The sequence below is a fragment of the Paracoccus everestensis genome, assembly GCF_021491915.1.
GTDB classification, from domain to species: domain Bacteria; phylum Pseudomonadota; class Alphaproteobacteria; order Rhodobacterales; family Rhodobacteraceae; genus Paracoccus; species Paracoccus everestensis.
In genome coordinates this window covers 90,527-113,892 of record NZ_CP090836.1, presented here as the reverse complement: position 1 = coordinate 113,892, position 23,366 = coordinate 90,527, and the positions used below count along the sequence as shown (strand labels likewise).

21 protein-coding genes are annotated in these 23,366 nt (G+C 65.2%); 9 read left to right on the top strand and 12 right to left on the bottom strand.

Features of this window, described 5'->3' with window-relative positions; translation table 11 throughout:
- Window positions 1-20: 20 nt before the first annotated feature.
- Complete coding sequence (locus LZ585_RS00580) at window positions 21-494, bottom strand: gluconokinase (protein ID WP_234854471.1); 474 nt, start codon at window positions 492-494, stop codon at window positions 21-23.
- On the opposite strand from LZ585_RS00580, the gene LZ585_RS00575 reads away from it, so the two are divergent.
- On the top strand, window positions 487-639 hold the full coding sequence (locus LZ585_RS00575) for a hypothetical protein (RefSeq protein WP_234854470.1): 153 nt from the start codon (window positions 487-489) through the stop codon (window positions 637-639). The genes LZ585_RS00580 and LZ585_RS00575 overlap by 8 nt on opposite strands.
- Before the next feature lie 231 nt (window positions 640-870).
- Here the strand turns inward: LZ585_RS00575 and LZ585_RS00570 are convergent, their stop codons facing one another.
- The 5 genes from LZ585_RS00570 to LZ585_RS00555 all read right to left on the bottom strand — a co-directional run bounded on the left by LZ585_RS00570 (window position 871) and on the right by LZ585_RS00555 (window position 9,858).
- On the bottom strand, window positions 871-2,130 hold the full coding sequence (locus tag LZ585_RS00570; protein ID WP_234854468.1) for a CAP domain-containing protein: 1,260 nt from the start codon (window positions 2,128-2,130) through the stop codon (window positions 871-873).
- Window positions 2,131-2,201: 71 nt separating this feature from the next.
- On the bottom strand, window positions 2,202-2,333 hold the full coding sequence (locus LZ585_RS14835) for a hypothetical protein (RefSeq protein WP_256445633.1): 132 nt from the start codon (window positions 2,331-2,333) through the stop codon (window positions 2,202-2,204).
- A 142-nt stretch (window positions 2,334-2,475) separates the two neighbouring features.
- Window positions 2,476-6,960 (bottom strand): translocation/assembly module TamB domain-containing protein, encoded by a 4,485-nt coding sequence (locus tag LZ585_RS00565; protein ID WP_234854466.1) that lies wholly within the window; start codon window positions 6,958-6,960, stop codon window positions 2,476-2,478.
- Entirely contained in the window at window positions 6,960-8,816 is a 1,857-nt protein-coding gene (locus LZ585_RS00560) for an autotransporter assembly complex protein TamA (RefSeq protein WP_234854465.1), read from the bottom strand. The genes LZ585_RS00565 and LZ585_RS00560 overlap by 1 nt, the downstream gene beginning before the upstream one ends.
- A gap of 115 nt (window positions 8,817-8,931) precedes the next feature.
- Window positions 8,932-9,858, bottom strand: a complete 927-nt coding sequence (locus LZ585_RS00555) for a glucokinase (RefSeq protein ID WP_234854464.1) — start codon at window positions 9,856-9,858, stop codon at window positions 8,932-8,934.
- A 156-nt stretch (window positions 9,859-10,014) separates the two neighbouring features.
- On the opposite strand from LZ585_RS00555, the gene LZ585_RS00550 reads away from it, so the two are divergent.
- Window positions 10,015-10,446 (top strand): hypothetical protein, encoded by a 432-nt coding sequence (locus LZ585_RS00550; protein ID WP_234854462.1) that lies wholly within the window; start codon window positions 10,015-10,017, stop codon window positions 10,444-10,446.
- On the opposite strand, the gene LZ585_RS14830 is transcribed toward LZ585_RS00550, so the two are convergent.
- The 5 genes from LZ585_RS14830 to LZ585_RS00530 form a co-directional block, all read right to left on the bottom strand.
- On the bottom strand, window positions 10,422-10,556 hold the full coding sequence (locus LZ585_RS14830) for a hypothetical protein (protein ID WP_256445632.1): 135 nt from the start codon (window positions 10,554-10,556) through the stop codon (window positions 10,422-10,424). The genes LZ585_RS00550 and LZ585_RS14830 overlap by 25 nt on opposite strands.
- A gap of 88 nt (window positions 10,557-10,644) precedes the next feature.
- Entirely contained in the window at window positions 10,645-11,385 is a 741-nt protein-coding gene (locus tag LZ585_RS00545; RefSeq protein ID WP_234854461.1) for an amino acid ABC transporter ATP-binding protein, read from the bottom strand.
- Window positions 11,382-12,056: an amino acid ABC transporter permease gene (locus tag LZ585_RS00540; protein ID WP_234854459.1), complete on the bottom strand. Its 675-nt coding sequence runs from the start codon at window positions 12,054-12,056 to the stop codon at window positions 11,382-11,384. Before LZ585_RS00540 ends, LZ585_RS00545 begins: the two co-directional genes overlap by 4 nt.
- On the bottom strand, window positions 12,053-12,814 hold the full coding sequence (locus LZ585_RS00535) for an amino acid ABC transporter substrate-binding protein (protein WP_234854458.1): 762 nt from the start codon (window positions 12,812-12,814) through the stop codon (window positions 12,053-12,055). Before LZ585_RS00535 ends, LZ585_RS00540 begins: the two co-directional genes overlap by 4 nt.
- A 134-nt stretch (window positions 12,815-12,948) precedes the next feature.
- On the bottom strand, window positions 12,949-13,560 hold the full coding sequence (locus LZ585_RS00530; RefSeq protein ID WP_234854457.1) for an enoyl-CoA hydratase/isomerase family protein: 612 nt from the start codon (window positions 13,558-13,560) through the stop codon (window positions 12,949-12,951).
- A gap of 76 nt (window positions 13,561-13,636) precedes the next feature.
- On the opposite strand from LZ585_RS00530, the gene LZ585_RS00525 reads away from it, so the two are divergent.
- The 4 genes from LZ585_RS00525 to LZ585_RS00510 all read left to right on the top strand — a co-directional run bounded on the left by LZ585_RS00525 (window position 13,637) and on the right by LZ585_RS00510 (window position 18,608).
- Window positions 13,637-15,247: a DUF2125 domain-containing protein gene (locus LZ585_RS00525; RefSeq protein ID WP_234854455.1), complete on the top strand. Its 1,611-nt coding sequence runs from the start codon at window positions 13,637-13,639 to the stop codon at window positions 15,245-15,247.
- A gap of 70 nt (window positions 15,248-15,317) precedes the next feature.
- Entirely contained in the window at window positions 15,318-16,667 is a 1,350-nt protein-coding gene (locus LZ585_RS00520; RefSeq protein WP_234854454.1) for a TldD/PmbA family protein, read from the top strand.
- Complete coding sequence (locus LZ585_RS00515; protein ID WP_234854452.1) at window positions 16,654-17,433, top strand: inositol monophosphatase family protein; 780 nt, start codon at window positions 16,654-16,656, stop codon at window positions 17,431-17,433. Before LZ585_RS00520 ends, LZ585_RS00515 begins: the two co-directional genes overlap by 14 nt.
- Before the next feature lie 110 nt (window positions 17,434-17,543).
- On the top strand, window positions 17,544-18,608 hold the full coding sequence (locus LZ585_RS00510; protein WP_234854451.1) for an endonuclease/exonuclease/phosphatase family protein: 1,065 nt from the start codon (window positions 17,544-17,546) through the stop codon (window positions 18,606-18,608).
- On the opposite strand, the gene LZ585_RS00505 is transcribed toward LZ585_RS00510, so the two are convergent.
- Entirely contained in the window at window positions 18,605-20,146 is a 1,542-nt protein-coding gene (locus tag LZ585_RS00505) for an SARP family transcriptional regulator (RefSeq protein ID WP_234854450.1), read from the bottom strand. The two genes, LZ585_RS00510 and LZ585_RS00505, sit on opposite strands and share 4 nt — an antisense overlap.
- Before the next feature lie 209 nt (window positions 20,147-20,355).
- On the opposite strand from LZ585_RS00505, the gene LZ585_RS00500 reads away from it, so the two are divergent.
- The 3 genes from LZ585_RS00500 to LZ585_RS00490 are packed head-to-tail and all read left to right on the top strand — an operon-like array spanning window position 20,356 to window position 23,320.
- Window positions 20,356-21,345: a phosphatase PAP2 family protein gene (locus LZ585_RS00500; protein WP_234854448.1), complete on the top strand. Its 990-nt coding sequence runs from the start codon at window positions 20,356-20,358 to the stop codon at window positions 21,343-21,345.
- Window positions 21,342-21,560, top strand: coding sequence for a hypothetical protein (locus LZ585_RS00495; RefSeq protein ID WP_234854446.1), 219 nt, complete (start codon window positions 21,342-21,344; stop codon window positions 21,558-21,560). The genes LZ585_RS00500 and LZ585_RS00495 overlap by 4 nt, the downstream gene beginning before the upstream one ends.
- Window positions 21,557-23,320, top strand: coding sequence for a S8/S53 family peptidase (locus tag LZ585_RS00490; RefSeq protein ID WP_234854444.1), 1,764 nt, complete (start codon window positions 21,557-21,559; stop codon window positions 23,318-23,320). The genes LZ585_RS00495 and LZ585_RS00490 overlap by 4 nt, the downstream gene beginning before the upstream one ends.
- Window positions 23,321-23,366 lie beyond the last annotated feature (46 nt).

Genomic DNA, 23,366 nt, shown 5'->3' with positions numbered 1-23,366 from the left:
AACCCTGGCGCAGCAGAGGGCTATAGGTGTTCCAAGGCCGCAGCCAGAACTTGATCCAGGGGGCGGGCGGTGTCCAGCCGGATGGGGTCTTCGTCCGTTCCCGGTTCTTCAAGCGTGGCAAGCTGCGACGCCAGAAGCGCAGGCGGCATGAAGTGATTTCGGTTCTTCATCCGCGACAGGATCAGGTCGCGCGGCGCATGGGGATAAACCAGCACCAGCGGCCCGATGCGGTCGCGCAGCAGGTCGCGATAACTGCGGCGCAGGGCCGAGCAGGCAAAGACGGTCTCGCGAGTCCTGGCCGATTGGCGTACCGCCTCGGCAAGCGCCAAAAGCCAAGGGCGGCGCATCGCATCGTCCAGCGGGTGTCCTGCCGCCATAGCGGCGCGATTTTCCGGGGGATGGTAATCGTCACCCTCGATCAGCGCGGCGTCCAGGTAGCGGGCGATGCCTTCGGCCACTGTGGACTTGCCCACCCCGCTTGGACCCATGACCATGATGCAGCGGTGCATCGGTCAGGCCGCAGGCGACCAACCCCTGCTGGCCAGCCCCCTACCCAAGGCAAGGCGCGCCAGAGGGCGGCTGGTGATATCCCGCACCGGTGCGATAGGATCGACGATCATGGGCGCCACGCTGTTCTGATCTCATCCTTGCCCAAGGGACGTCCGGTTCTCCCGGTTTGTCAATGCGCAAGAATGTGAAGCAAAAACCCTGACCAAACGGTCGATTTTAGCAGAAACCCAGGAACCCCCCACGCCCGGATTTGTTGAGTGCGGGTAGTAGAATTGCGTTATTGCAATGACTTAGCGAGTGTGCCCGCCTATTTTGGCGGGCATTTTCGTGTCATCTTACACCTTGGGGTTGATCCACCGTTCAATATACGAAAATATCATCCGCAATTTGGGTGATCGTCAGGGTGGCGCCCGCCACGACGATGCGGTCGCCTCCGCCAAGGTCGATCACCACACCAGCAGATGTCTTTTCCATGTGATCGCGCATAAAGGCCGCAGGATCCGAATCCAGCCGGGCCTGGGGGATCAGCAAACGGTCTATCCCCTGTTCATAGGACTGGATCGTGTCGGATCCGCCGCCCGGCGCAAACAAGAAGGTATCCATCCCTGCACCGCCGTTCAGCAGGTCGTTTCCTGCGCCACCATGCAAGGTATCGTTGCCGTCGCCGCCTGACAGGGTGTCGTTCAGCGCATCCCCGGCCAGCCAGTCATTGCCGGCATCCCCTGCCAGCCTGTCCTGCCCGTCGCCCCCTAACAGGCGATCGGACCCTGTCCCGCCCCACAGGCTGTCGTTGCCCGCGTCACCGCGCAGCAGATCATTGCCGTCCTCGCCCGACAGCGTATCATTGGCGGTGCCGCCTTGCAGGGTGTCATGGCCCGTCCCGCCGTTCAGCGTGTCGGCCCCCACATCCCCGACCAATCGGTCATCGCCTGCCTCACCAAGCAGCCGGTCATTGCCGCCGCCGCCTGCGATCCAGTCATGGCCCGCCCCGGCGGATACGCTGTCATGATGGTCGCCCAAGCGGTAATCGTCGTTCAACGCCGTGCCACTGGCAGCCGTGACGAAGCCTTTTCCGTTAAAGACGTCCAGCCAGTCGGCGCGGGCCTGCATGGCGCCGCTCACCGCAGGCTGCGCGACACGTTGGAACGTTCCGGTATCCACCCGAACCAGCCCATCGGTATCGGCAAAGTTCTGCGTCGCCATCAGCACCCGGTAATCCTTGCCGCCGACCGTCATGGTTCCAAGCTGAAGCCCGATGCCCACATAGGCCGAATTGCCCATGATATTGGCGTAATGGCCGGGGCTATTCATCAGGTTCTGGTGCAATGCCCGAATCTCGTCCCGCAGGTCGCTTTCGCCCTGGACGCTGACATAAGCGATGTTTTCTGCCGTCATCCATTTCCCGGCCAGATCGAAGCCCGCCTTTTCCATCCGTTGGCGCGAGGATGACCCCCCCTGCCCCGTATGGGAAAACACATCCGTGTCTAGCATCCAGCGGCTGTGGGCATCGGCCGAATCGTTCAGGCGCTTTTCCAGGGTCAGGGCCGCCAGCCCCTCGGCCTTGCGGGACTGATTGATCAGGCTGGCGAAATAGCGTTCGTTCGCATTGGCATAGGACATGGACACGCCTTGGCAGAGTGATAATCCTCAACCATAACGTGCATTTTCAGAAAAAGATCGATTATGAAACATCAAATGCGGAATACCGCCGATCTGGCGATTGCACCGGCAGGTTTTTTCCGGACCACGCCGCCCGACAGTGCGAAACCCGGCACCCCCTGTGCAGGCAGCGGCACCGGCTTTTCCTGAACCGGCGTCACCATGCTGGTGGCCTGGGTAGGAAAAGCAGGACATAACCCCTTCTACAGCCTTGCCGAAATCTTGCGTCAGGCTGTCCTTGGGTCTTGTTCCAGTGCAGGCCCAAGGTGCCACAGAGGCGCAGACGGGGACTGTGCTGTCCCGGCCCTAGTAATCCCGTTCGAAATAGATCCCCAGGGTGCTGTCCCCTTCTGTTCCCACCGATCCGCGCGCGGTCAGCGATTCTGTCACATCCAGGTTCAGGTTCAGGCTGCTTTTGCCGTCCGCCCCCACTGCGACATCGGTATAAAGATTGTCGGACAGGTATTTGCCGGCCCGGACCTGGACATTGCCGTCGTCGTCGGTCGCCAGATCCAGATCATCCAAACCCACCTGGTTGCGCAGGTTGCCGATGATCCCCTCGCCCCCGCGCCCGGCCAGGACGGCAATGGCATTGGCAAGCTGGGCTGCCTGCAAGGGACTGATATTGTCCAGCCCTCGACCGAACAGCAATTGGGACAAGACCTCCTCCTCGGGCAGTTCGGGCGAGGATTCGAAGGTGATCTCGGGGTCGCGCACCTCTCCGTCGATGATGACGCGGGTGGTGATGCCGTCCTGTTCGGTTTCGGCCACCAGCCGGATCACCGGGATCAGGCTGCCTTGCAGTTCGACCAGCCCCTCGGTCAGGTCGAAGCGCCTGCCCAGCAAATCGACCCTGCCCCGGATCAGTTCCAGAAAGCCGATGGGAATGGCGTTTCGCGTGGTGCCCTGGACCCGCAGCGACCCGCCCAGTTCGGCGTCCACGCCACGTCCCCGCACGAAGACCTGGTTTGGGGCATTGATCAGCAGATCCAGCCGCGGCGGGGCCGATGGCGGGGTGGACGGCGGCCCGGCCAGACCCGCCTCGCGGGATGCATCGCTGGGATAAGGTTCCAGCCCCGCCTTGGCGCGGGTGGACCGGACGGGCCGGGTGTCGCCGACATGGTTGATGTCGGGGATCGCCTTTGCTCCGCCAAGCCCCGTCGAGGGGATGCGGATTTCCGTTTCGCCCAGCTCGATGGTGCCGGAAATCAGCGGGCCGTCGGCATTGCGGCCTGACATGCGCAGATTGCCGCTAATTTCGGTTTCATACAGGTTGGGATCGCGCGCGACGACCCGGTCCAGCAGGATCGCCAGATCCAGCGTGCCGCCTTGCAGATCGATCGGCCCGGTTACGCTGACGCGCCCGCCAGCGGCCACGGCGGCATCCGCATCCAGGTTGATCCGCCCGCCCGCCAAGTCGGCGGTGGCATTCACCCCTTCCAGCCTGATGCCGACGCCGGGGTCGGAAATGCGACCGTCGGTCAGTTGCACCCGCCCGCTGACCGATTGCAAGGAAGGCGGGCCGTTGACCGCCAGATCAAAGGACAACGGCCCCTCGATGCTGCGGGTGCGGACAAAGGTATTGGCGATCGAGGCATCGCTGCTGCCGTTGATCCCCAGATACAGGGTCGAGAAGTTGCGCGCCACGCTGCCCGCGACCTGCATCCGGGTGTTGCCGGGGGCCGTGGCGGACAGGTCCAGGACGAAATTCGCGCCCTCCTCTCGGACGCTGCCGTTCACCTGCACCGGGCCGGGGAATTCAGGTTGCAGCAGACCCAGGTCGGCCAGCCTGGCCGTGACGGTCATGCCGCTGGCGGTGTCGCCTTCGGCCTGGATTTGAAGTTGCGGGTTCTGGACGTTCAGCCGCTGGACCGAGATCCCGGCCTCTCCCTGCGTGGCAGCGATGTCAAAGCTGGTCTGCCCCCGCAACAGAGGATCGACACGCGGCTGACCGACCGACAGGCCCGATGCCGACCCCGTTGCAGTGATACGGCGGACCGCGCCGTCCTGGACCAGCCGCGCATCCGCGTTCAGCGCGCCACTGATGCCATTGCCCAGGAAACGCAGATCCTGGGCGTTGACTTGGGCCGACACGTCGGTCTGGTCGCCGCCCACGGTGCCAGCAGCCGTGGCGTTCAGGCGCAGGTTGTCGATCTGCGCCTGCTCGATGGTGAAGACGCCGTTTTGCTCGGTGCCGGTGACCGCCAGCCGGGTTTCGCCCGCAAGCGCGCCATCGACCTGGGCCTGGCCAAAGGCCAGGTCGCGCCCGGTGCCCGTGACCTCCAGCCGCCGGACGCCGTCGCCTGCCTCGCGAAAGCTGCCGGTCAGATCCAAGGCGCCGCGCCAACCGGGACCGAATGGCGCAAGCGAGGCCACCGCGACATCGGCGGAAATATCCGTGACGCCGGGACCATAGGTGCCTTGCGCGGTTGCGTTCATCTGATCGTTGACCAGTTCCACGTCGCGCAGGGTGACGGTGCCGTCCTTTTCCTCGGCCTGAACGCGCAGGCGGGTGGTGCCGGTCAGGGCAGCATCGGCGTTCTGGACCCCGAAGGACAGGTTCTGCCCCGATCCGGTCAGGTCGACAAAGCGTGTCCCGTCCTGTTCGGTCAACCGTGCCATGGCATCGAAGCCGCCGGTCCAGCCGCTGCGGATGGCCGATAGGTCGGGCACCGACAGATCGACGGTCGCGTCAAGCGCGCCTTGGGCAAAGCTGCCCCGCCCTTCGGCGCGGATCTGGGGGTTCGCCAGGCGGAAGATCTCGACCTCGTAACCCTCGGGCTTCTCGGCCGCCAGCACGGTCAGGGTGGTCTGGCCTGCAAGCGCGTTGTCCAAGGCCTGGATGCCGATGCGCAGATCCTCGGCTTCTCCGCTGACGGTCAGTTGCCGGGCGCCGGACGGCCCCGACAGCTTGGCATCCGCCTGAAGCGCGCCCGAGAAATCGGGATCGGCATCCTGCAACGAAGGCATCGAGATCGTCGCGGTCATGTCGCTGGACAGGCTGTTGACATAGCCCTGGGCCTGGGCGGTCAGCCGCTGCGCGTTGACGGACAGGCTTTCGATCTCGATCCCGGTTTCATCGCGGCGGGCGTCAAGGGTGATCGTAGACTGGCCTTCCAGCAGCCGGTCCAGCTGCGGCTGGTCCACCGCGATATCGGTGCCGGTCACGCTGGCGTCGATGTCGAAGCTGCGGGTCAGGAAGCGGTAATAACCGCGCAGGCTTGCCTGGGCCTGGCCCTGGACATCCCGCCCCACAAGGGTCGAGAGGCGGGCCAAGTCCTCGTATCGGGCATCGGCATCGACCGACAGGACAAAGCCGCTGCCCAGGCCTGACAGCAGGACCAGGCCGTCAAGACCATAATCGGGACCACTGACCGTCAGGCCGGAAAATTCCACGACGTTTCCGGGGGTGAAATCAAAGCGGGTGCTGCCCGTGATCTCGGACCCGATGGCCTGGGCCAGGCCCGCATCGGCAAAGACCATCTGCCGCGACCCGAAGCGGATGCCGCTTTTCAGCGACTGCAGGCTGCCGCCGTCCAGAACCACGGCGCCGGATCCGTCCAGTTGCAACTCGCCCAGTCGCACATCGCCCAGATCCAGGGCGCCGACACGCCCGTTCAACGTCCAGCCCTGCCCTTCGGCCGCATCGTATTGCAGTTCCAGTCGCCCCGATTCGACGGTCGAGTTTTCGCCCGCAAAGGGCAGGGGGACCGGCACCTGCGCCGCGCCCGCATCCGATCCAAGCGCGATCCGCAATTCGGCGTTCTGGGGGGCGCCCTGGGCATTGACGGCCAGCGATCCCTCCAACGACAGCGCCTCCGTCACCAGATTCAGCGTCGGGATGGCCAGCCGCCCATCGTCGCCTCGCCAGCCTTCGGCGCGAAGCTGCACCTCATTGCCGAAGAAGGCGCGGTTTCCCGGCGCCAGCAAGGAGGCCACGTCGCCGCCCAGTTGCAGCGTGAAATTTGTGCCGGGCGTTCCGGCAGGGCCGAGGGCGCCCGATGCGCTGACCCGGCCCGTCACCCGCGGCAACCCATCGGTCGCCAGCTTGATATCGACGCCGAAGTCCTTGATCTGGCCTTCGCCGCTGATCTCGGCCACCACGGATGGCTTGTCGTAAAGGTCGATCAGGTTGACCAGCAGCCCGTCCTCGGCCTCGTCAAGCGTCAGGTCCACGCGCAGAACTTGCGTTTCGTTGGAAAACCCGGCATCCAGGTTGAAGCTGCCGCGAGGGCCATCCAACCGCTGGATCGCCAGCTTGGCCTGGCCCTCGCCGCCTTCAAGGCTCATGCTGCCAGCCAGGGAAATCGCGGCGGCAACGCCGATCACGGGTTCCCCCAGTTCCACCCGCTCGGCCCGGATCTGCTCGATGTTAATCGCCACCGGCAGTTCAGGCAGGGCGAATTCGAATTCGCGCGCTTCGGCAGTCGGGGCCTGTTCTTCGCCCATGGGCAGGCGGGGCAGCAGGATCTCGCGGGCCGACAGTTCCGCGATCTCGATCCGGCCGCGCAGCAGGGCAGACCGGTTCCACTGGATTGCGCCGTCGTTCAGCGTCAGCCAGACGCCGTCCGCATCGGCGATGCTGATCCGCTCGAAGGTCGCGCGGGACGACAGCGCGCCTTGGAACCCGTCGATCACGACCTCGCGGCCCGCACCCGACAGGTTGCGTTCCAGAAGCCGGGTCAGAAAGCCCCGGTCGTCGCTTTCCTGCTGGGAAATCTCGGCGGCGGTCTGTGCCATGACCGACAGCGGAAACAGCATTGCAAAGACGATCAACCAGATCTTGCGCATCAGAAAGCCTGCCCCAGTCCAAGATACAGTTGCACGCCCTCGCCGGTGTCCCCCCCGGTAGGTCCGGCCACGTCGAAACGCAGCGGCCCGATGGGCGTGTCGTACCTAACGCCGATGCCCGCCCCCGAGTGCCATTCGCTGCCGCCATTCCAGCCATCTTCCGCCCAAACCTCGCCGTAATCGGCGAATGCCACGACGCCGATGCGTTCGCGCACCTGAAAGCGGACCTCGGCGGACAGGTTGGCCACGCTCATCCCGCCGGTCTTGATCGGACCATTGGGACCGGCGATCTCCTCGACCCCCAGCGACTGATAGGGCTGTCCGCGCACGGTGCCGCCGCCGCCCGAGAAGAACAGGTAATTGCGCGGCGTGTTCTCGATCTCGCTGCCCAGGACGCTGCCAATGCGGGCGCGGCCTGCGAAGGTGAACCGATCCTCGTCCCCCAGGGAATAAAAGGCGCGGCCTTCGCCCAACAGGCGGACCCCGGTATCGGTCCCGTCGAAACCCTTGAAAGGCGTCGCGTCGCCTTGCAGGTAATAACCGCGCTTGGCGTTGTTTTCATTGTCGCGCGCGTCCCACATCACACTGGTCGGAAAGGCCAGCGTCTTGAAATCCGTTTCCTCGCCGCCCTCGTCATAAACCCGCGAGACCTGGTACTGGATCGCCGTGTCAAAGGTGAAGCGGTCGCTGAAGATGTGATTGAAGCCCAAGGCGATGCTGCCCGTATCCTCGTCGTAATCTTCCTCCCGCATCCGGGACAGGCTTGTCAGCACATAGGCGGTGGTGTCGGGCGTGACGGTCGCCGGGCGGTCGATGCGCAGGGTGATCCGTTCGTCCTTGCCGCTGGTGTCGGATCCGACATCCTTGACCTCGCCCTCGATTCGCAGCCGTTCGCCGCCGCCCAGCAGGTTGCGGTGCATCCAGTAGGCCGAGACCATCGCCCCGTCAGTGGACGAGATCTCGAACCCCGCCCCGATGCGCCGGGGTTTCTGTTCGACCACGGTCAGGTTGATGTCCATGCTGCCGTCGGGGTTCAGGGTTTCCGCTTCTTCCAGCGTGATGGCGGAAAAGACCCCCGACCGGCGCAGGCGCTTGCGCACATCCTCGACCTCCTCGGGGTCGAAGCGTTTGCCCTCGGGCAGGCCCGCGATCTTGTGCAGGCGGCGGGGATCCAGGCGGTCGTAGCCGCGCATGTTCAACCGGCCAAAGGTGACGGTGGGGCCGGGCGCCAGGCCGATCCGGCTGTCCACGACATTGGCGATGTGATCGGCGGTGATTTCCTGGCCCGCGACCTCGGCCTTGGCGTGGCCCACGTCACGCCAGCCTGCCACACCCGCACGCGCCGCGCTCCGGATCGTGCCGGTGCCCGCGACCTCTCCTTGCCGGTATTCGTCCGGCAGTTCGGTCCCCGGTGCCACGGGGGCAATGGCCGCGCGGGAAAAGCGGAAGCGCGGTCCGGTCTGGACGCTGACCACGACCGTGCGCACGATGTCGGGCGCGTCGAGCGGCGCGATTTCCGCCGCCTCGACCCCGTCCAGGGTGATGTTGATGATCGCGGAATAATAGCCTTGGTCATACAGGTTGCCCAGGATGCGCGCGTAATCGCCCCGGGCCGCAGCCAGCACGTCCTGGCCGGTGGTGCGCCCCTCGGACAGGGCGCCCGAGATCAGAGAGCTGTTGCGCAGCCGCTGGTCCAGATCGTCGTCGCCCTGAACCTCGAACCGCAGGGACACGGGGCCTTCGGCCTGGTTGCCGCCGAACAGCCCCGAAAAAGGGTTGGACGATTGCGCCCATACCGCGCCGCCCAAGCCTGCCGTGGCCGCGGCCACCAGCACCGCCCGCAGATATGCCCGCATTGTTCCTGCCCCGTGTGTTCTTGCTTTGGGGCATTTGAACAGGATCGTTCGGGCGAATCCAGCGATTCATGGGCCAAAAAACCGCCGGTGGTCAGCTTTCCGTGATCTGTTGCGGTCAGGACAGCGCGGCCAGGCAGCCATGCAGCGCGGCCATGTCGTCCCGGATCAGGAAGATTGGCGTGTTTTCAGGGATATGGCGCATGTAAGGCTCGGCCAGGAAGGACTTCTCGAACAGATCCATCCGGTCGGCGATGCTGCGGCCGACGCTGCCTGCCAAGAACAGCCCTTCCAGCGGCATGAAGCGCAGCGCCAGTTCCCGGCACAGCAATCCGACCAGTTCAGTGAACAGGTCATAGGTCGCATTGGCCGCCGGGTCGCCCGCATCGGCTGCCGCGTCGATCTGTTCGCTGCGCACGGGGGCGGTGCCGGTCAGGGCCGCGTGCAGGCGCGACAGCCCGCGCCCGGCAAAGGCCTCCTCGGTCGAGATGAAGCCCTTGATGGCCTCTGGACCCACGGCCTCCAGCAGCCGCTGATGGATGTTAGCGGGCAGGTTGGTGTGGCCTTCCTCGGCCTCCATCGCGGTGATGGAGCCGCCGGGCAGGCTGCGCACCGCGCAGACGTTGAAGCCGGTGCCCAAGTTCACGACCAGGGCTTGTCCGTTGCGCGCCCGGTCCGCAGGTGCAAGGCGCAGCGTGGCCAGCCCGTCGCCCCCCAGGACCGGTGTGGCATATCCCATCGCGGTCAGGTCGTTGATCAGCCGGACATGATCGGCATCGGTCAGCCGGGCCAGCCGGTCCTGGTCGAAATCCCAGTTCCGATTGGTCAATCGCGCCCGTCCTCCGCTGACAGGCCCCGCCACCGCCACGCAGACGGCGCTGATGCGCGGCTGGTCCTGTTCCTGCAGGAACTGCCGCACCACGTCGTCAAAGGTCAGGTAGTCGTCGCCGCGAAAGCGCGTCACCGTGTCCCGGTCGATGCTGCCATTGCGCGCGATCGCCAATCGGGCGTTCGTGCCCCCCACATCGCCCAGAAGTATCGCCATTCGGTGACCGTCCTTCCTGTCGCCTTAGTCCTTCATTCCCCGACAGAATTGCCCGGTTTCCGGGGGCGGCGCAACGCCGCGTCACGGCAAAGGGTGGAACCCATGGCGATGATGGCACGTTTTCCCCCAGCAAATACTGAATGAAAGGCAGAAACCATGACCCGCATCGCAACCCGCATCGCCCGTGTCGGGATGGCTGGCAGCGTCGCGGCCTTGATGGCCATGCCCGCCCTGTCCGCCACCCGCCCCGACCAGCCGGTCCAGGCCTGGCCCGCCATGGCGGGCGTCGAGACCGCCACGCTGCTGGAACAAGCCCAGGATCTGCCCACATCCGACATGGCCGTGGGCGACCAGCCCTATTGCGCGGCAGATTCCGAGATTCACCAAACCCTGCAGGACGATTTCAACGAGGCCCCGGTGCCGGGCGACGGTCATGCCGCCACCGAGTTGTGGGCCTCGGACCAGATGGGAACCTGGACCTTGGTCGCCCCGCGCCCCGACAATACCAGCTGCATCATCGCATCGGGCATCGGCTATGACATGGCACGCAACGTGGATGTCTATTACCAGACGGCCGGGCTGCGCTGAACCGCCTGAAAGGCCAGGACCACAAGCCCGATCCGGAAGGCCTTCACGGCGTGGACCGCCTTGGTGTTCAGCCGCGGAAATGCGGTCCATGCAGGGGCGTATCCGCTCATGGCAACAGTCTGCAACTCTACTGTGGATAATCTGCACCGTCCGCCGTGTATCTTTCAAACTTGACCTGCGAGAGGGATTTACGTCCTTTCAGACCACGCGGCGCAGAAAGGCGCGCGTGCGGTCGTCCTGCGGATCGCCGAAGATCTGCGCGGGCGGTCCTTGCTCGACGATCCGCCCGCCTTCCATGAAGACGATCCGATCGGCGATTTCGCGGGCGAACTGCATCTCGTGCGTGACGATCAGCATGGTTTGCCGTCCGTCGGCGATGCTGCGGATCAGATCCAGCACCTCTCCGACCCATTCGGGATCAAGCGCACTGGTCGGTTCGTCGAACAGCAGCAGGTCGGCGTCTAACGCCATGGCCCGGCCGATGCCTACACGCTGCTGCTGGCCCCCCGACATGGCCGAGGGATAGCTGTCGCCCCGGTCGGCCAGCCCGATCTGGGCCAGGATCTCGTCGGCCCGCGCCGCGGCTTTGGCCTTGGGCCAGCCGCGCACGGTGGTCAGCCCTTCCATAAGGTTCTGGCGCGCGGTCTTGTTGGCGAACAGCGCATAGTTCTGGAACACGAAACCCGTCCTGCGCCGCAAGGCCAGGATCTCGGCCCGCGTGGCGCGCGCGGCATCGACCGACAGATCGCCTACCGTGATCCGTCCGGCATCAGGCGCGTCCAGCCAGTTCAGGCAGCGCAGCAGCGTCGATTTGCCCGTTCCCGACGGGCCGATGATCGCCACGCGTTCGCCCGGTTTCAGGCACAGGTCGATGCCGTCAAGGACCGTGTTCGCGCCGAAGCGCTTGACCAAGCCCGCGATGTCGATTTCGCACTTCATCGCGCCACAGCCTTTCCCAGATGCCGTTCCATCCAGCGTTGCCCGACCGACAGAACCTCGACCATGATCCAATAGATCACCGCGACCACAAGGAAGGCTTCCAGATACAGGAAACTGCCCGCCGCTTCCTTTTGCGTTGCGCCCATCATCTCGGTCACGCCAAGGGTGAAGGCCAGCGAGGTGCTTTTGATCAGGTCGATGAAGTAGTTCATCAACGTGGGCGCGGCCACCCGCGACGCCTGTGGCAGGACGATCCGGCGCAGCACCTGGCCGGGGGTCATGCCGATCGACTGCGCGGCTTCCCACTGGCTGCGGTCCACGCCAAGGATCGCGCCCCGGATGCTTTCGGCCATATAGGCCGCGAAATGCAGCGTCAGGCCGATCACCGCCGCCGTGACCCCGTCGATGCTGGTCAGCGCCGGGACCAGTTGCGGCAGGCCGTAATAGAACAGGAACAACTGCACCAGCAGCGGCGTGCCGCGAAAGAAGCTGATGAACACCGCCACGATGCTGTCCGCCACCGGCACGCGCAACACGCGCACAATGGCAAGAGCCGCCGCCAGGATCAGCGCCGCCATCATCGCGATCAGCGCCATGCCCAGGGTCAGCGGGACATAGCCGAGGATGATCGGCACCAGATCCCACATATACGCGGTGTCCAGCCCCCTCATTCAGCGGCGGCCAGGGGCTTTGTCACGTCGGCATCCAGCCATTTTTGCGAGATCTCGGAAAGCTGGCCGTTTTCCTTGAGCTGCGTGATCGCCCCATCGACCTTGTCGCGCAGGGCCAGCCCGGCCTCGTCGTTGCGGAAGGGCAGCGCGTTCTGGATCTCGCTGAAGGGCTGGCCTGCCAAGGCCAGGGGCAGCGGGCTTTCCTTGATCACCTGGGCCGACGACACCCGGTCCATCACAAAGGCATCGACCCGGCCCAGGGCGGTGTCCTGTTCGATGTTGGATTCGTATGTGCGGATGTCGATTTCCGAGGCATAGGGCAGCGCGCGCAGCAGTTCCTCGTAGTTCGATCCCAGGTTCACGGCGACCGACTTGCCCTTCAGGCTTTCCGGGCCGGTGATGTCGCCTTCGTTTCCGGCCTTCACCACCACCTGAGCGCCGTCATAGACATAAGGCTGGGTAAAGGCGAACTTCGCCTGTCGTTCCGGGGTGATGGTGATCTGGTTGGCGATCGTGTCGATGCGGCCCGATTCCAGCGCGCCGATCAGGCCGGAAAAGGACATGGTGACGAATTCGATGTCATCGCCGGTGATCTCGCCCACGGCGTTCATCAGGTCCACCTCGAAGCCCTGCAATTCGTCGGCGCGGGTGAAGGTAAAGGGGAAATACCCGCCAGACATCCCGACGCGGATCGTGTCGGCGGCGACGGGCAGGGCGGTGGTGGCGGCAAGGACAGCGGACAGGATAATGCTGCGCATGGAAAACTCCTTTATCTTCATGGCCTTCATGATGCGCCGGGCGTGCGGTCCGCGCAAGCGCCTGCCGGAAAGCGTCCGGGACAACAGGTGCTGGGAAACGGCCAAGGCAGGACAATGTTCCGCAGCCCGGCCCGTCAGATCATCGCCTTGATCGCGGCGACATGGCTTGGCGCGGCAGCCAGGGCATCGGCCGCCAAGGCGCGGGCTGCCTCCATCAGGTCGCCCGGCGCGGCGATGCGGTCGATCAGGCCCCAGGCCAGGGCTTCCCGGGCGTCGATCCGCTGGCCCGCCATCAGGATCATCCTGGCCCGCGCAGGGCCGACCAAGGCCGACAACCGCCGGGGATCCGAAGGCTGGGGCAGAAATCCCAGGCGCATCACCGGATAAAAGAACCGCGCATCCGGCACGGCGATGCGCAGGTCGCAGGCCAAGGCCATGCCAAAGGCGCCGCCGGCCAGCGTGCCGTTCAGCGCCGCGACGGTCAGGCAGGGCAGGGCGGCGATGCGGCCCGACAGGCATTCCCATTCGGGCGAGGTGGCAAGGCCCGCCCGGGCCTCCTCCAGGTCGGCCCCTGCGGAAAAGACCGTGCCTGCCCCGGTCAGCACGGCGGCCCGGCAATCGCTGTCCGCGATCCGGTCAAAGGCCGCCGTCAGGTCGCGCAGCATCTGGCCGGTCAGCGAATTGGCCTTGCCGGGACGGTCAATGGTGACAATGGCCAGGCCGTCCTGGTTCACGAAACGGATCACGCGATTGCTCCCTTGGCGCGGGCGGGCCGCTGTGCGACAAATCCCGCAAGCAACGATTTTCCGAAAGGTATCAGGCATGGTCCGCCCCCTTGCAACATCCGTCCTTGCGCTGACCCTGGGGGCGGGATCCGCCTTGGCAGATGTCACCCCGGCCCAGGTCTGGCAAAACCTGCAAGACTACAGCGCCGATTACGGCTATCAGGTCACCGGCACGGTCGAGGATGCGGGCAATACCCTGACCGTGACCGACGCCGTCTTCACCATGGCCGGCGAGACCGACAACAGTTCCGTCACCTTTCCCAAGATGACCTTTCAGGAAACCGGCGATGCCCGCGTCCGCGTCGTGGTCGAGGGTGACGTGGCCCTGAACAGTCGGTTCACCGTCCCTGCCCCCACCGAAGACCTGCCCGAGGATGCGCCCGAGGCAGGTGCCGAGGCGCCTTCTGAACCCGCCCCTGCGGAAACGGTCGACATGACCATGACCGGTACGATCAAGGTGCCCGGCAACGAGATGGTGGTGTCCGGCACGCCCGAGGATATGCTGTACGAATACAGCTATCCCACGCTGGCCTTCGACTTCACGCTGCCGACGGAACCGGGACAGGATGCGACGATCCCTGTCACGGGCACCGTGACCGGCCTGGCCGGATCGCAGCGCAATGTGGCGTCGGACGGGGGCATGACCTCTAGCTTCGACCTGAAGGCCGCCCAGGCGGCGATGCAGATCGTGGCCCAGATGCCTGCCGAGGATGCGGATGCAGGGGGCGGCACGCTGGATTTCCAGCTTGCCTTGACCAATCTGGCCAGCCAAGGCACGGGCAAGACCCCCGGCCAGGCCTTTGACCTGGGCAGCCAGATGGCCCAGGCCCTGGCGGCGGGCATGACCCTGGACACGACCGTGACCTATGACACCCTGGAAGGCAGCTTCGATGTCGCGGGCCGCGACGAGAACGGGCAGGACCAGACCGGCACCGGCAGCTTCGCGACCGGGGCCAGCGACATCGCCTTCCAGATGTCGGGCGGGGGCTTGGGCTACAAGGCCACGACCGCCGATGCCAAGGCCGAAATGACCATCAGCACCCTGCCCTTTCCGGTCAGCTATGCGTTGGATCAGATTTCGGGCGAGATGCTGATCCCCGTGACCAAGGGCGATGCGGCGCAACCCTTCAAGCTGGCCTATGCGCTTGAAGGGCTGACCTTTGCGGATGCGATCTGGAACCTGTTCGATCCGACCAGCCAGTTGCCCCGCGACCCCGCCAGCCTGATCGTCGATCTGTCCGGCGATGCGGTCATCACCCAGGATCTGTTCGACCCGGCCATGGGCCAGCCGCAGACGGATGCCGACGGGATGCCAGTCTCGGAAAGCCCCTTCCTTCCCGAAACGCTGACCGTCAACAGGATCGCCCTGGACGCGGTGGGCGCCAAGGCCGACATCACCGGCGCCCTGGAATTCGGCGACAATCCGAACGAACCGGTCGGCACGCTGAACGGCACCTTTGAAGGCGTGAACGGCTTGATGGACAAGCTGGTCGCCATGGGACTGGTGCCGCAGGAACAGATGATGGGAATGCGCATGATGATGGCGATGTTCGCCAAACCGGCCGAGGGCAATCCCGACCAGCTCACCTCGGAAATCGAGTTCCGCGAAGGCGGGCAAATCTTTGCCAACGGCCAGCAGGTCAAGTAAGGCACCCCTGCAGAAACAGGGGCCGGGACCACGGTCCCGGCCTTTTTGTTCGCACCAAAGGAGAAACGCGATGGCACCCGTGGATTTGCAGTCGCTGGCCGAACAGCTGGTCGATGCGGCGCTGCGCGCGGGCGCGGATGGGGCCGACGCGCTGACCAGCAGCGGGCAGTCCATCAGCATCGACATGCGCGGCGGCACTCTGGAACAGGCCGACCGGGCCGAGGGGGTGGAAATCGGCCTGCGCGTGCTGCTAGGCGGCCGGCAGGCCAGCGTCTCGGCCTCGGACCACAGCCCGGCCACCCTTGCGGAAATGGCCGAACGCGCGGTGGCCATGGCCCGAGAAGCGCCGGTCGATGATTTGCTGGGCCTCGCCCATCCCGACCAACTGGCCCGTCACCGCGATGCGGGCGATTTGCAGATTGCCGACGACCAGCCCGACCCCACGCCCGACGCGCTGCAGGACATGGCTCTGCGGGCCGAGGCTGCGGCGCGGGATATGCCGGGCATTTCCCAGGTCGAATCTGCCAATGCCGGATTCAGCCGCCGGTTCCTGTGGCTTGCGGCCTCGAACGGGTTCTCGGGTGGATACGGACGCACGACCCATGCCGTTTCCACCGTCGCCATCACCGGCGAAGGCTTGGGAATGGAACGGGACTATGCCGGGGAATCGCGCGTCTGGGCCGCCGACCTGCCCGCACCCGAAGACATCGGCCGCTTGGCGGCGGAACGCACGCTGGCACGCGCCGGGTCACGAAAGCCGCCGACCGGGGCCTTTCCGATCCTGTATGACCGCCGGGTCGCATCGTCGCTGACCGGGCACCTGCTGTCGGCGGTGAATGGCGCGGCCATCGCGCGCGGCGCAAGCTGGCTGCGCAAGGATCTGGGCCAGCCAGTCCTGCCCGAAGGCTTCGACCTGACCGAGGATCCGCTGCGTCCCCGCTATCCTTCGTCCCGCCCCTTCGATGCGGAAGGCTTGGCGACCAAGGCCCGCAAGATCGTGGAAGACGGCGTGCTGCAAGGCTGGACGCTGGATCTTGCAACGGCGCGCAAGCTGGGCATGGACAGCACGGCGTCGGCCGCGCGCGGTATGTCGTCGGCGCCCTCGCCCACCAACAGCAACGTGATCCTGACGCCTGGAACGGCGACACAGGACGACCTGATCGCCCGGATGGGGACGGGACTGGTCGTCACCTCGATGCTGGGGGCGTCGATCAACGGGACGACCGGGGATTATTCGCGGGGCGCCGCGGGGTTCTGGGTGGAAGGGGGCCGCATCGCCTGGCCGGTCAACGAATGCACCATCGCGGGCAATCTGCGCGACATGCTGATGACGCTGGAGGCGGCGAACGACGCACTGCCCTGGCGCGGGACCGAGGTGCCCAGCCTGCTGGTCCGGGGGATGACCGTTGCCGGGGCCTGAGGACGACCTGACCCTGCTGGTCAAGGCCGCCCGGCAGGTGGGGCCGATCGCCTTGTCCTTCTGGAAGGCCGAACCGAAGGCCTGGGACAAGCCCGACGACGCCGGTCCCGTGACCGAGGCCGACCTGGCCGTCAACGACGCCCTGCAAACGATGCTGACGGGCGCGCGGCCCGACTACGGCTGGCTGTCCGAGGAAAGCGAGGCCGATGCATCCCGCCTGGATGCGCGCCACTGCTTCATCATCGACCCCATCGACGGCACCCGCGCCTTTATCGCGGGCCAGGCGGGTTTCGCCCATTCGCTGGCAATTGCCGAAGGGGACCGGATCATCGCGGCGGTCGTGCATCTGCCCGCGATGGATCTGACCTTCGCCGCCCATGCGGATGGCCCGGCGCTGCTGAACGGCCAGCCGATCCGCCCCAGCGTGGCGGGCATCAACGGCGCGCGCGTGCTGACCTATAAATCCGCGACCGATCCCGAATACTGGAAGAACGGCCAGACCCCGCCCTTTCGCCGCGAATTCCGCCCCTCGCTCGCATGGCGGCTGTGCCTGGTGGCCGAGGGACGGTTCGACGCCGCCCTGTCGGTGCGCCATGTCTGGGAATGGGACATCGCCGCAGGCAGTCTGATTGCGCAGCGCGCGGGCGCACTGGCGACCGACCGACATGGCCATCCCATGCGCTTCAACAGCCCGCGCGCCACGGTGGACGGGATGATCGTTGCGGGGCCAAGGCTGCATGGGGAAATGCGCGCCGGGATGGCGTAGGGTGCGTGCTTTGCACGCACCGCAACGGCCGATGGTGCGTGCAAGCACGGATCCTGCGGCCGCCATTCGTGCTATGATCGGGGTATTCCTTTGATCGAACAGGTGTCGCAATGGCCCGCAAAGACATCAGCATCGCCAATTTCAACCTGTTGAACCTCAACCTGCCGGGCCAGCCGATCTATGACGACGACGGCTGGTCTGATGCTCAATACGACGCAAAGATCGCCTTTTCCGAACGGATTCTGGACGATATCGACGCCGATATCATCGGTTTCCAGGAATGCTGGGATGCAAAGGCTTTGGCCGAGATCTTTGAGCGTCCGGCGCTGAAGGGCCGCTATGACCTGGTGGCCCGCACCACCGAACCGCCCGGCATCCAGGTGGCGCTTGCGGTGCGCAAGGGGATGCTGCAAGGCCCGCCCGAATGGATCGCGGACCTGCCCGAGGATGCGCGCTTCACCGACCTGCAGGAATCCCGCGACGCCGAGGAATCGGTCAGCGTCACGATCCGCAAGTTCTCTCGTCCCCTGCTGCAGGTTCTGGTGAACAAGGCCGACGGGACGCCCGACATCACCGTCTTTGTCGCCCATCTGAAGTCCAAGGGGCCGACATCCCTGCGCGCCGACGATGACAATCCAGTGCTGCGGCGACACAAGTTCATCGCGCAGACCGTGGTGTCCCATGTCCGCCGCATGGTCGAGGCCGGGGCCTTCCGCGCCATCCTGAACGACGAAATGCGCAGGAACGACAAGCCGGTGGTGGTCCTTGGCGATCTGAACGATGCCACCACCTCGGTCTCGACCGAATTGCTGACGGGAAATCCGGGTTATCGGTTCTTTGCCAAAAGCACGGCTGGAAACAAGTCGGACACGGGCCTTTACACGGTCGAAAAGCTGCAACAGCTCCGGTCGTTCCGGCACGTGTATTACACCTATGTTTTCCAGAACCAGATGGAATCGCTGGATCACATCCTGGTGTCGGATTCCTTTTACGACCATTCGGCGATCCGTTCATGGTCGTTCAGGGAAATGCGGGTTCTGAACGATCACCTGACCGCAACGGATGGCGACCGCAAGCGCCTTGGATACAACGACCATGGCATCATCGTCGCGCGGTTCGACTGGAACCCGATGGTCGAGGAAGCGGAAAGGATCCTGGCCGACGAGGGCCGCTAGATCAGTCCCGACCGGGTGACGCCCAGCAATCCTCCCTGGCGCAGGGTGGCGACCGGATAGCCGTCGCTGCGCATCAGATCCAGGGTAAAGCCAGGCTCGACCCTGCGCAGGGATTCAAGCGCCGCCAGCGCGCCTGCTTCGTCATGGCGGTGGTACCGCAGGGCCGCGAGGAACCGCAGCGAGGGACGATTTTCCGGGGCGAACTGCTGGACCGTCTCGAATCGCTGTTCGGCCTCGTCGAAGCGGCCAAGCCGCGTCAGTGCGATACCCAGGCGCATCTGCAAGGTGGCGGGGTTCAGGACCGGCAGCGCCTCGGCCAGCCCCGCCTGCGCTTCGCGATAGGCCTCCTTGTGGTGGCCCAGATCAGTCAGGGCCTGGGAATAGGCATTGCGTGCCACGAAGTTTCGCGGATCCATCTGCACTGCCTGCTGCGCCAGCCAAAGGCTGACCTGGCCATGGTCCAGATAGCCTTCGACCACCGATCCTACCGCCAGGGCGGTTGCGCTGTAGGGATCAGCTTCGCGTGCCTTTGTCGCAAGTTCCTGGGCCTCTTGAATGCTGCTTCGCGGATCAGGTACCAGGCGTTCGAATACCTGCGTGGTCATCACCCAAGCCCGCAATGCTTTGGTCAGGGATGCGTTGACCCCGTCGTCCATGTTCCTCAACGCCTGCTCGGCCCGGTGCAGTCGCGCTTCGTTGTAGCTGAACACATCGGTAAGGGACACGCCAAGCGCCGCGTCAATGGTGCGCACCGCCTCCAGGACGCGAAGGATGCCGACGCAGATTTCGGTGGCACAATCGGCCATGGCAGCAGTCAGGTCGCCTGCGTTCAACACGAACTTATGCGACCAGAATAACCGGCTGCTGGGTCGATGAGCCAGCTTGACAAGCATGTGAATGGTCTGGCCCGAACGGTTGGCCATGGCCGACAGGACAATGGCGGACTGCCCCGGTTCCGTCCGGTCGGGCATGGCGACCATTGGTACCAGGTCGCAGACCCGGCCCGCCGCCTCGCCCAAGATGATTGACGCAATCACGGCAGTTTCGCTGTCGCCCGCGACAGGTTCCGCTGTCAGCAGGACCGGCAACAGCGACGGCTCGGGCGCGGATGGGGTGACGGCCTGTTCCGCGTGCATCCGCGCGTCGCGCAGCCAGTCTTCGAATTCTGGATCGGGGATGTCCAGGTCGGCGGCAAATTCCGGCATCTGCCCGTCGGGGCCGGGCCGGGCGGTCATGTCCAGCCGGACAATGCCGCTGTCCAGGCCCACCCATCCTGGTCCGCTGACCAAGGCATCGCGCGCAGTTCCCAAGCTGACGCGAATTTCGCGCAGCACCTGGCGCAGGCTGGCATTGGCATGATCGGGATCGCGCGTGCTGAACAGCAGATCCTGCAATCTCGCGCGCATCACCCGCATGGCCGTCGCGCTGCCTATCACCGCCAATGCGCCACGCGCCCGCATGCCGCGCGGTGTGAGGCGCAGGTTTCCCGGCCCGGTCAGTTCGACCGGCCCCATGAGGCGAAGCGTCAGCGACTGCATGCGAGAAATACGTAGGAGAAATACCCGGTATTTGTTACGCTTTACCTTACGGCAAAGATACAGTGTTTTCGATTCATATTGGTTTATGAGGTTGAGCGATGTCCTTGCTTAACACACAAAACGGGCAAAATGGACAGAACGGTCAGAATGGGCAAAACGGGCAAGGCTTAGGTTGGGCGTCTGTTGATGATCTTTTGGCCGCCGCCCTGATGCGATCTCGCGATGCTATTGTCGGCACGGAAACCATCGCCCTTCCGCAGACCAAGCCAAGCAGGTTGAAAATCGCCGACCGGTTGTACCGCTTGCCGCGCGATTATCGCGATGCCGTCCTGATGTCCGAGTTGCTGGAAGACCTTGCCTTCGTCGCCGAGGATTACAGCCCGACGCAGGAAACATCGCAAGCGATTGCAGTGGAACGGCGCCTGGCCGGTTGCGGGGCGGCCGCATATGTCCCCCTTGCCAAGATCACCCGTCCGGATGTGGCGGATTTCGCCAACGCCGCGCCCCTGGTTGTCAACTATGCCGAGCTGCGGTCCGATCGCATGGCCGAGATCTTGGCCCAGCAGCAATACCTGATCCCCTTCCTGGCCAGCATCTTGCCCCTTGACCCTGTCCGCAACCCGGCCCTGGCCGAGATGCTGGAACTGGGGCTGGCCCTGGTCACGCCCGTGGTGATGCGGGTCAAGCTGGCGCTTGGCTGCCCCCGGCCCAATCAGTTCAGCGACCGCATCCAGCCGATGATCCCCGAACCAGCTCATCCCACGCTGCCCAGCGGCCATGCGACGCAGATGTTCACCCTGGCGACGATGCTGTCGCTTCTGGATGACCCGGCAGCCAAGGTGGTCAGCGACAGCCAGATCTATCGCCTGGCCTGCCGCATCGCGATCAACCGGACGGTTGCGGGGGTGCATTTCCCCATCGACAGCGCGGCGGGGGCGGTGCTGGGCATCCAGTTGGGGCGTTACCTGATGGCGCGCGGATCGAACGGCCAGTTGGGGTCGGCGACATTCGACGGCGGCGCGTTCAACGGGGGTGCGGGGACGCCCCGCGATTTTCATTACGCCATCCTGAACCAGATGGTGACGAACCAGGATCCCTCGACCCGGTTCAATGATGACGCGACCACGGCACGCCCGGCGCCCTTGTGGACATCGCTGTGCCAGCGCGCGGCAAAGGAATGGGGGGACCGGTGGTCATGAAGGAAGACCCGCCCCCGGTCCGCTGGTCCGAACCCTACGCGGCTCATATGTCTCAGCCCGGGCTGTCGTCCTATCTGCATTACCATCATGACCTGCAGGCGCATCGGACCAAGGTTTCCTCGGGCGAACCACCCGGGCAAAGGGCCGATGCAGATCTGTTGGTGAAGCTTGAAGAGGCGTTGCACGATCTGATCTGCCGGACGTTCGAAAGATGATCGAGACCGAGAACATCCTGGGGGCCTTTCGGGATTTTCTGAAGGATCACAGAGGTTTCCTGTCGCCCGATGCATTGAACGCCCATCCTGCAAAAGGGGACCAGGATGATTGCGGGGATCCGGCCCTGGCCTGGATGTCCCCGGGCGCCCTGCCCGATCCAAAGACCGGCTGCATCATCGGGGTGATCGACGACGCAATCCCCTTTGTTCATCAGCGGTTCACGCTGCCCGGCAACCTGTCGCGCATGGCCGCGGTCTGGCTGCAGGACGCGAGGCCTCGGGCCGGCCGGACCACAGACCTTCCATTCGGCGCGGAATGGCGGGGGGCTGAATTGTCGGACCTGCTGGCCGGCGACATGGGCGGGGAGGATGCTATCTATCGCCACACGGGGGCGGTGGACATGACCCGTCCTGCCACCCCCTCCGGCGCGTTCGAGACAGGACATGGCGCGGCGGTGGCGCCCCTGGCCGCCGGTTTCGATCCGTCCTGCCGCCGGGCGAGGAACCATCCGGTCATCGCGGTCTGCCTGCCGCCCAGGATCACGGCCGATTCGACGGGTGCCCTGGCGCCTGTCCCGATCCTTGCCGGGATCCTTTTCATCATCAATCGTGCCAGGCGCCTGTGCCGATTCATGGAACGGCAGGGCCATGGTCCGGCCCGTTTGCCGGTGGTGATCAACATCAGCCTTGGACTGACCGCCGGGTCGCGCGACGGATCCAGCCTTTTGGAACGGTTCATGGATGCCGTTTCCGCGCAACAGGTTGCGGATCTGGATCCGGTGCATTTCGTGCTGCCAGCGGGCAATCACCGGCAGGACCGGCTGCGTGCCCGCCTGCTGCCGGGCCAATCGGTCGGCTGGCGCCTGCCCCCTGACGACACGACCATCAATGCCATCGAAATCTGGGGTCCGCCCCAGGACGACCCCCCGTGCGGCGGTTTGCAGATCACCCTGACGGTGCCCGGACTGGGGCCTGCCACGACCGCCTTCACGAAGCCTGGCCAATGCTCGATCCTGAGCGGTCCGGACGGGATCCCCCTGGCGCGGGCTTATTACACGCCACAGCAGACCCGGGGCGGCAGATGGCGCGACGGGATCGCGGTGATCGCCACGCCGACCTGTCCCGAACGCTTGGGGGATCCCTTTGCGCCGCCCGGCGAATGGCGGGTGGGGATCGCCAAGGGCTTGTCCGGCGCCCGCCATGACCTGTCCGTGCAGCGCGACGCGGTGATCCGGGGGTTCCGCCGGGGTGCCCGGCAAAGCTGGTTTCAAGACCCCGCCTATCGAAGCCACGATCCGTCGGGCTTTCCGATTCCGTCCGACGACAAGAATGGCGGGCCTTCCCTGGTGATCCGCCAGGATACGATCAATACCTATGCCACAGGCGACTGGCCGCTGCGGGCGGGGGCGGTTTGCGGACAGGGGAACGATGCGGCGATCTATACGGCGCTGTTGGATGCCGACAGCCTTGGCGGCGACATCAGGCCCGGCGACTGCATGGTGCCTGTGGACCGCGCAAGAAACAGCCCCGGCATGATCGTGCGCGGTCGCGACAGCGGCAGCTTCACCCTCGCCTCGGGGACATCTCTGGCGGCTCCGCAGTTGACCCGCTGGCTGGCCCGGCAACTGTCCGAGGGCATGACCCCGGCCGACCGGGCAGCGATTCGCCGGTTGGCCTGGAACGAGACAACCCCGAATCAGATCCTCCCCTCCACGGCCACGCCGGTCATCGGTCTTTCGGCGCGTTTCAAGGATTATTAACGCCCGCCCGGTCGGATTTCACGGTTTTCAGGCGATTCCCTCGGCT

What these genes read in the sequence shown, in the direction of transcription:
- LZ585_RS00525 (WP_234854455.1), top strand. Translation starts at nt 13,637, where the DNA reads ATGGTCCGCCCCCTTGCAACATCCGTCCTTGCGCTGACCCTGGGGGCG.
- LZ585_RS00505 (WP_234854450.1), bottom strand. Translation starts at nt 20,146, where the DNA reads ATGCAGTCGCTGACGCTTCGCCTCATGGGGCCGGTCGAACTGACCGGG.
- LZ585_RS00575 (WP_234854470.1), top strand. Translation starts at nt 487, where the DNA reads ATGACCATGATGCAGCGGTGCATCGGTCAGGCCGCAGGCGACCAACCC.
- LZ585_RS00555 (WP_234854464.1), bottom strand. Translation starts at nt 9,858, where the DNA reads ATGGCGATACTTCTGGGCGATGTGGGGGGCACGAACGCCCGATTGGCG.
- LZ585_RS00520 (WP_234854454.1), top strand. Translation starts at nt 15,318, where the DNA reads ATGGCACCCGTGGATTTGCAGTCGCTGGCCGAACAGCTGGTCGATGCG.
- LZ585_RS00545 (WP_234854461.1), bottom strand. Translation starts at nt 11,385, where the DNA reads ATGAAGTGCGAAATCGACATCGCGGGCTTGGTCAAGCGCTTCGGCGCG.
- LZ585_RS00565 (WP_234854466.1), bottom strand. Translation starts at nt 6,960, where the DNA reads ATGCGCAAGATCTGGTTGATCGTCTTTGCAATGCTGTTTCCGCTGTCG.
- LZ585_RS14830 (WP_256445632.1), bottom strand. Translation starts at nt 10,556, where the DNA reads ATGAGCGGATACGCCCCTGCATGGACCGCATTTCCGCGGCTGAACACC.
- LZ585_RS00580 (WP_234854471.1), bottom strand. Translation starts at nt 494, where the DNA reads ATGGTCATGGGTCCAAGCGGGGTGGGCAAGTCCACAGTGGCCGAAGGC.
- LZ585_RS00560 (WP_234854465.1), bottom strand. Translation starts at nt 8,816, where the DNA reads ATGCGGGCATATCTGCGGGCGGTGCTGGTGGCCGCGGCCACGGCAGGC.
- LZ585_RS00535 (WP_234854458.1), bottom strand. Translation starts at nt 12,814, where the DNA reads ATGCGCAGCATTATCCTGTCCGCTGTCCTTGCCGCCACCACCGCCCTG.
- LZ585_RS14835 (WP_256445633.1), bottom strand. Translation starts at nt 2,333, where the DNA reads ATGGTGACGCCGGTTCAGGAAAAGCCGGTGCCGCTGCCTGCACAGGGG.
- LZ585_RS00510 (WP_234854451.1), top strand. Translation starts at nt 17,544, where the DNA reads ATGGCCCGCAAAGACATCAGCATCGCCAATTTCAACCTGTTGAACCTC.
- LZ585_RS00500 (WP_234854448.1), top strand. Translation starts at nt 20,356, where the DNA reads ATGCGATCTCGCGATGCTATTGTCGGCACGGAAACCATCGCCCTTCCG.
- LZ585_RS00490 (WP_234854444.1), top strand. Translation starts at nt 21,557, where the DNA reads ATGATCGAGACCGAGAACATCCTGGGGGCCTTTCGGGATTTTCTGAAG.
- LZ585_RS00570 (WP_234854468.1), bottom strand. Translation starts at nt 2,130, where the DNA reads ATGTCCTATGCCAATGCGAACGAACGCTATTTCGCCAGCCTGATCAAT.
- LZ585_RS00550 (WP_234854462.1), top strand. Translation starts at nt 10,015, where the DNA reads ATGACCCGCATCGCAACCCGCATCGCCCGTGTCGGGATGGCTGGCAGC.
- LZ585_RS00540 (WP_234854459.1), bottom strand. Translation starts at nt 12,056, where the DNA reads ATGAGGGGGCTGGACACCGCGTATATGTGGGATCTGGTGCCGATCATC.
- LZ585_RS00495 (WP_234854446.1), top strand. Translation starts at nt 21,342, where the DNA reads ATGAAGGAAGACCCGCCCCCGGTCCGCTGGTCCGAACCCTACGCGGCT.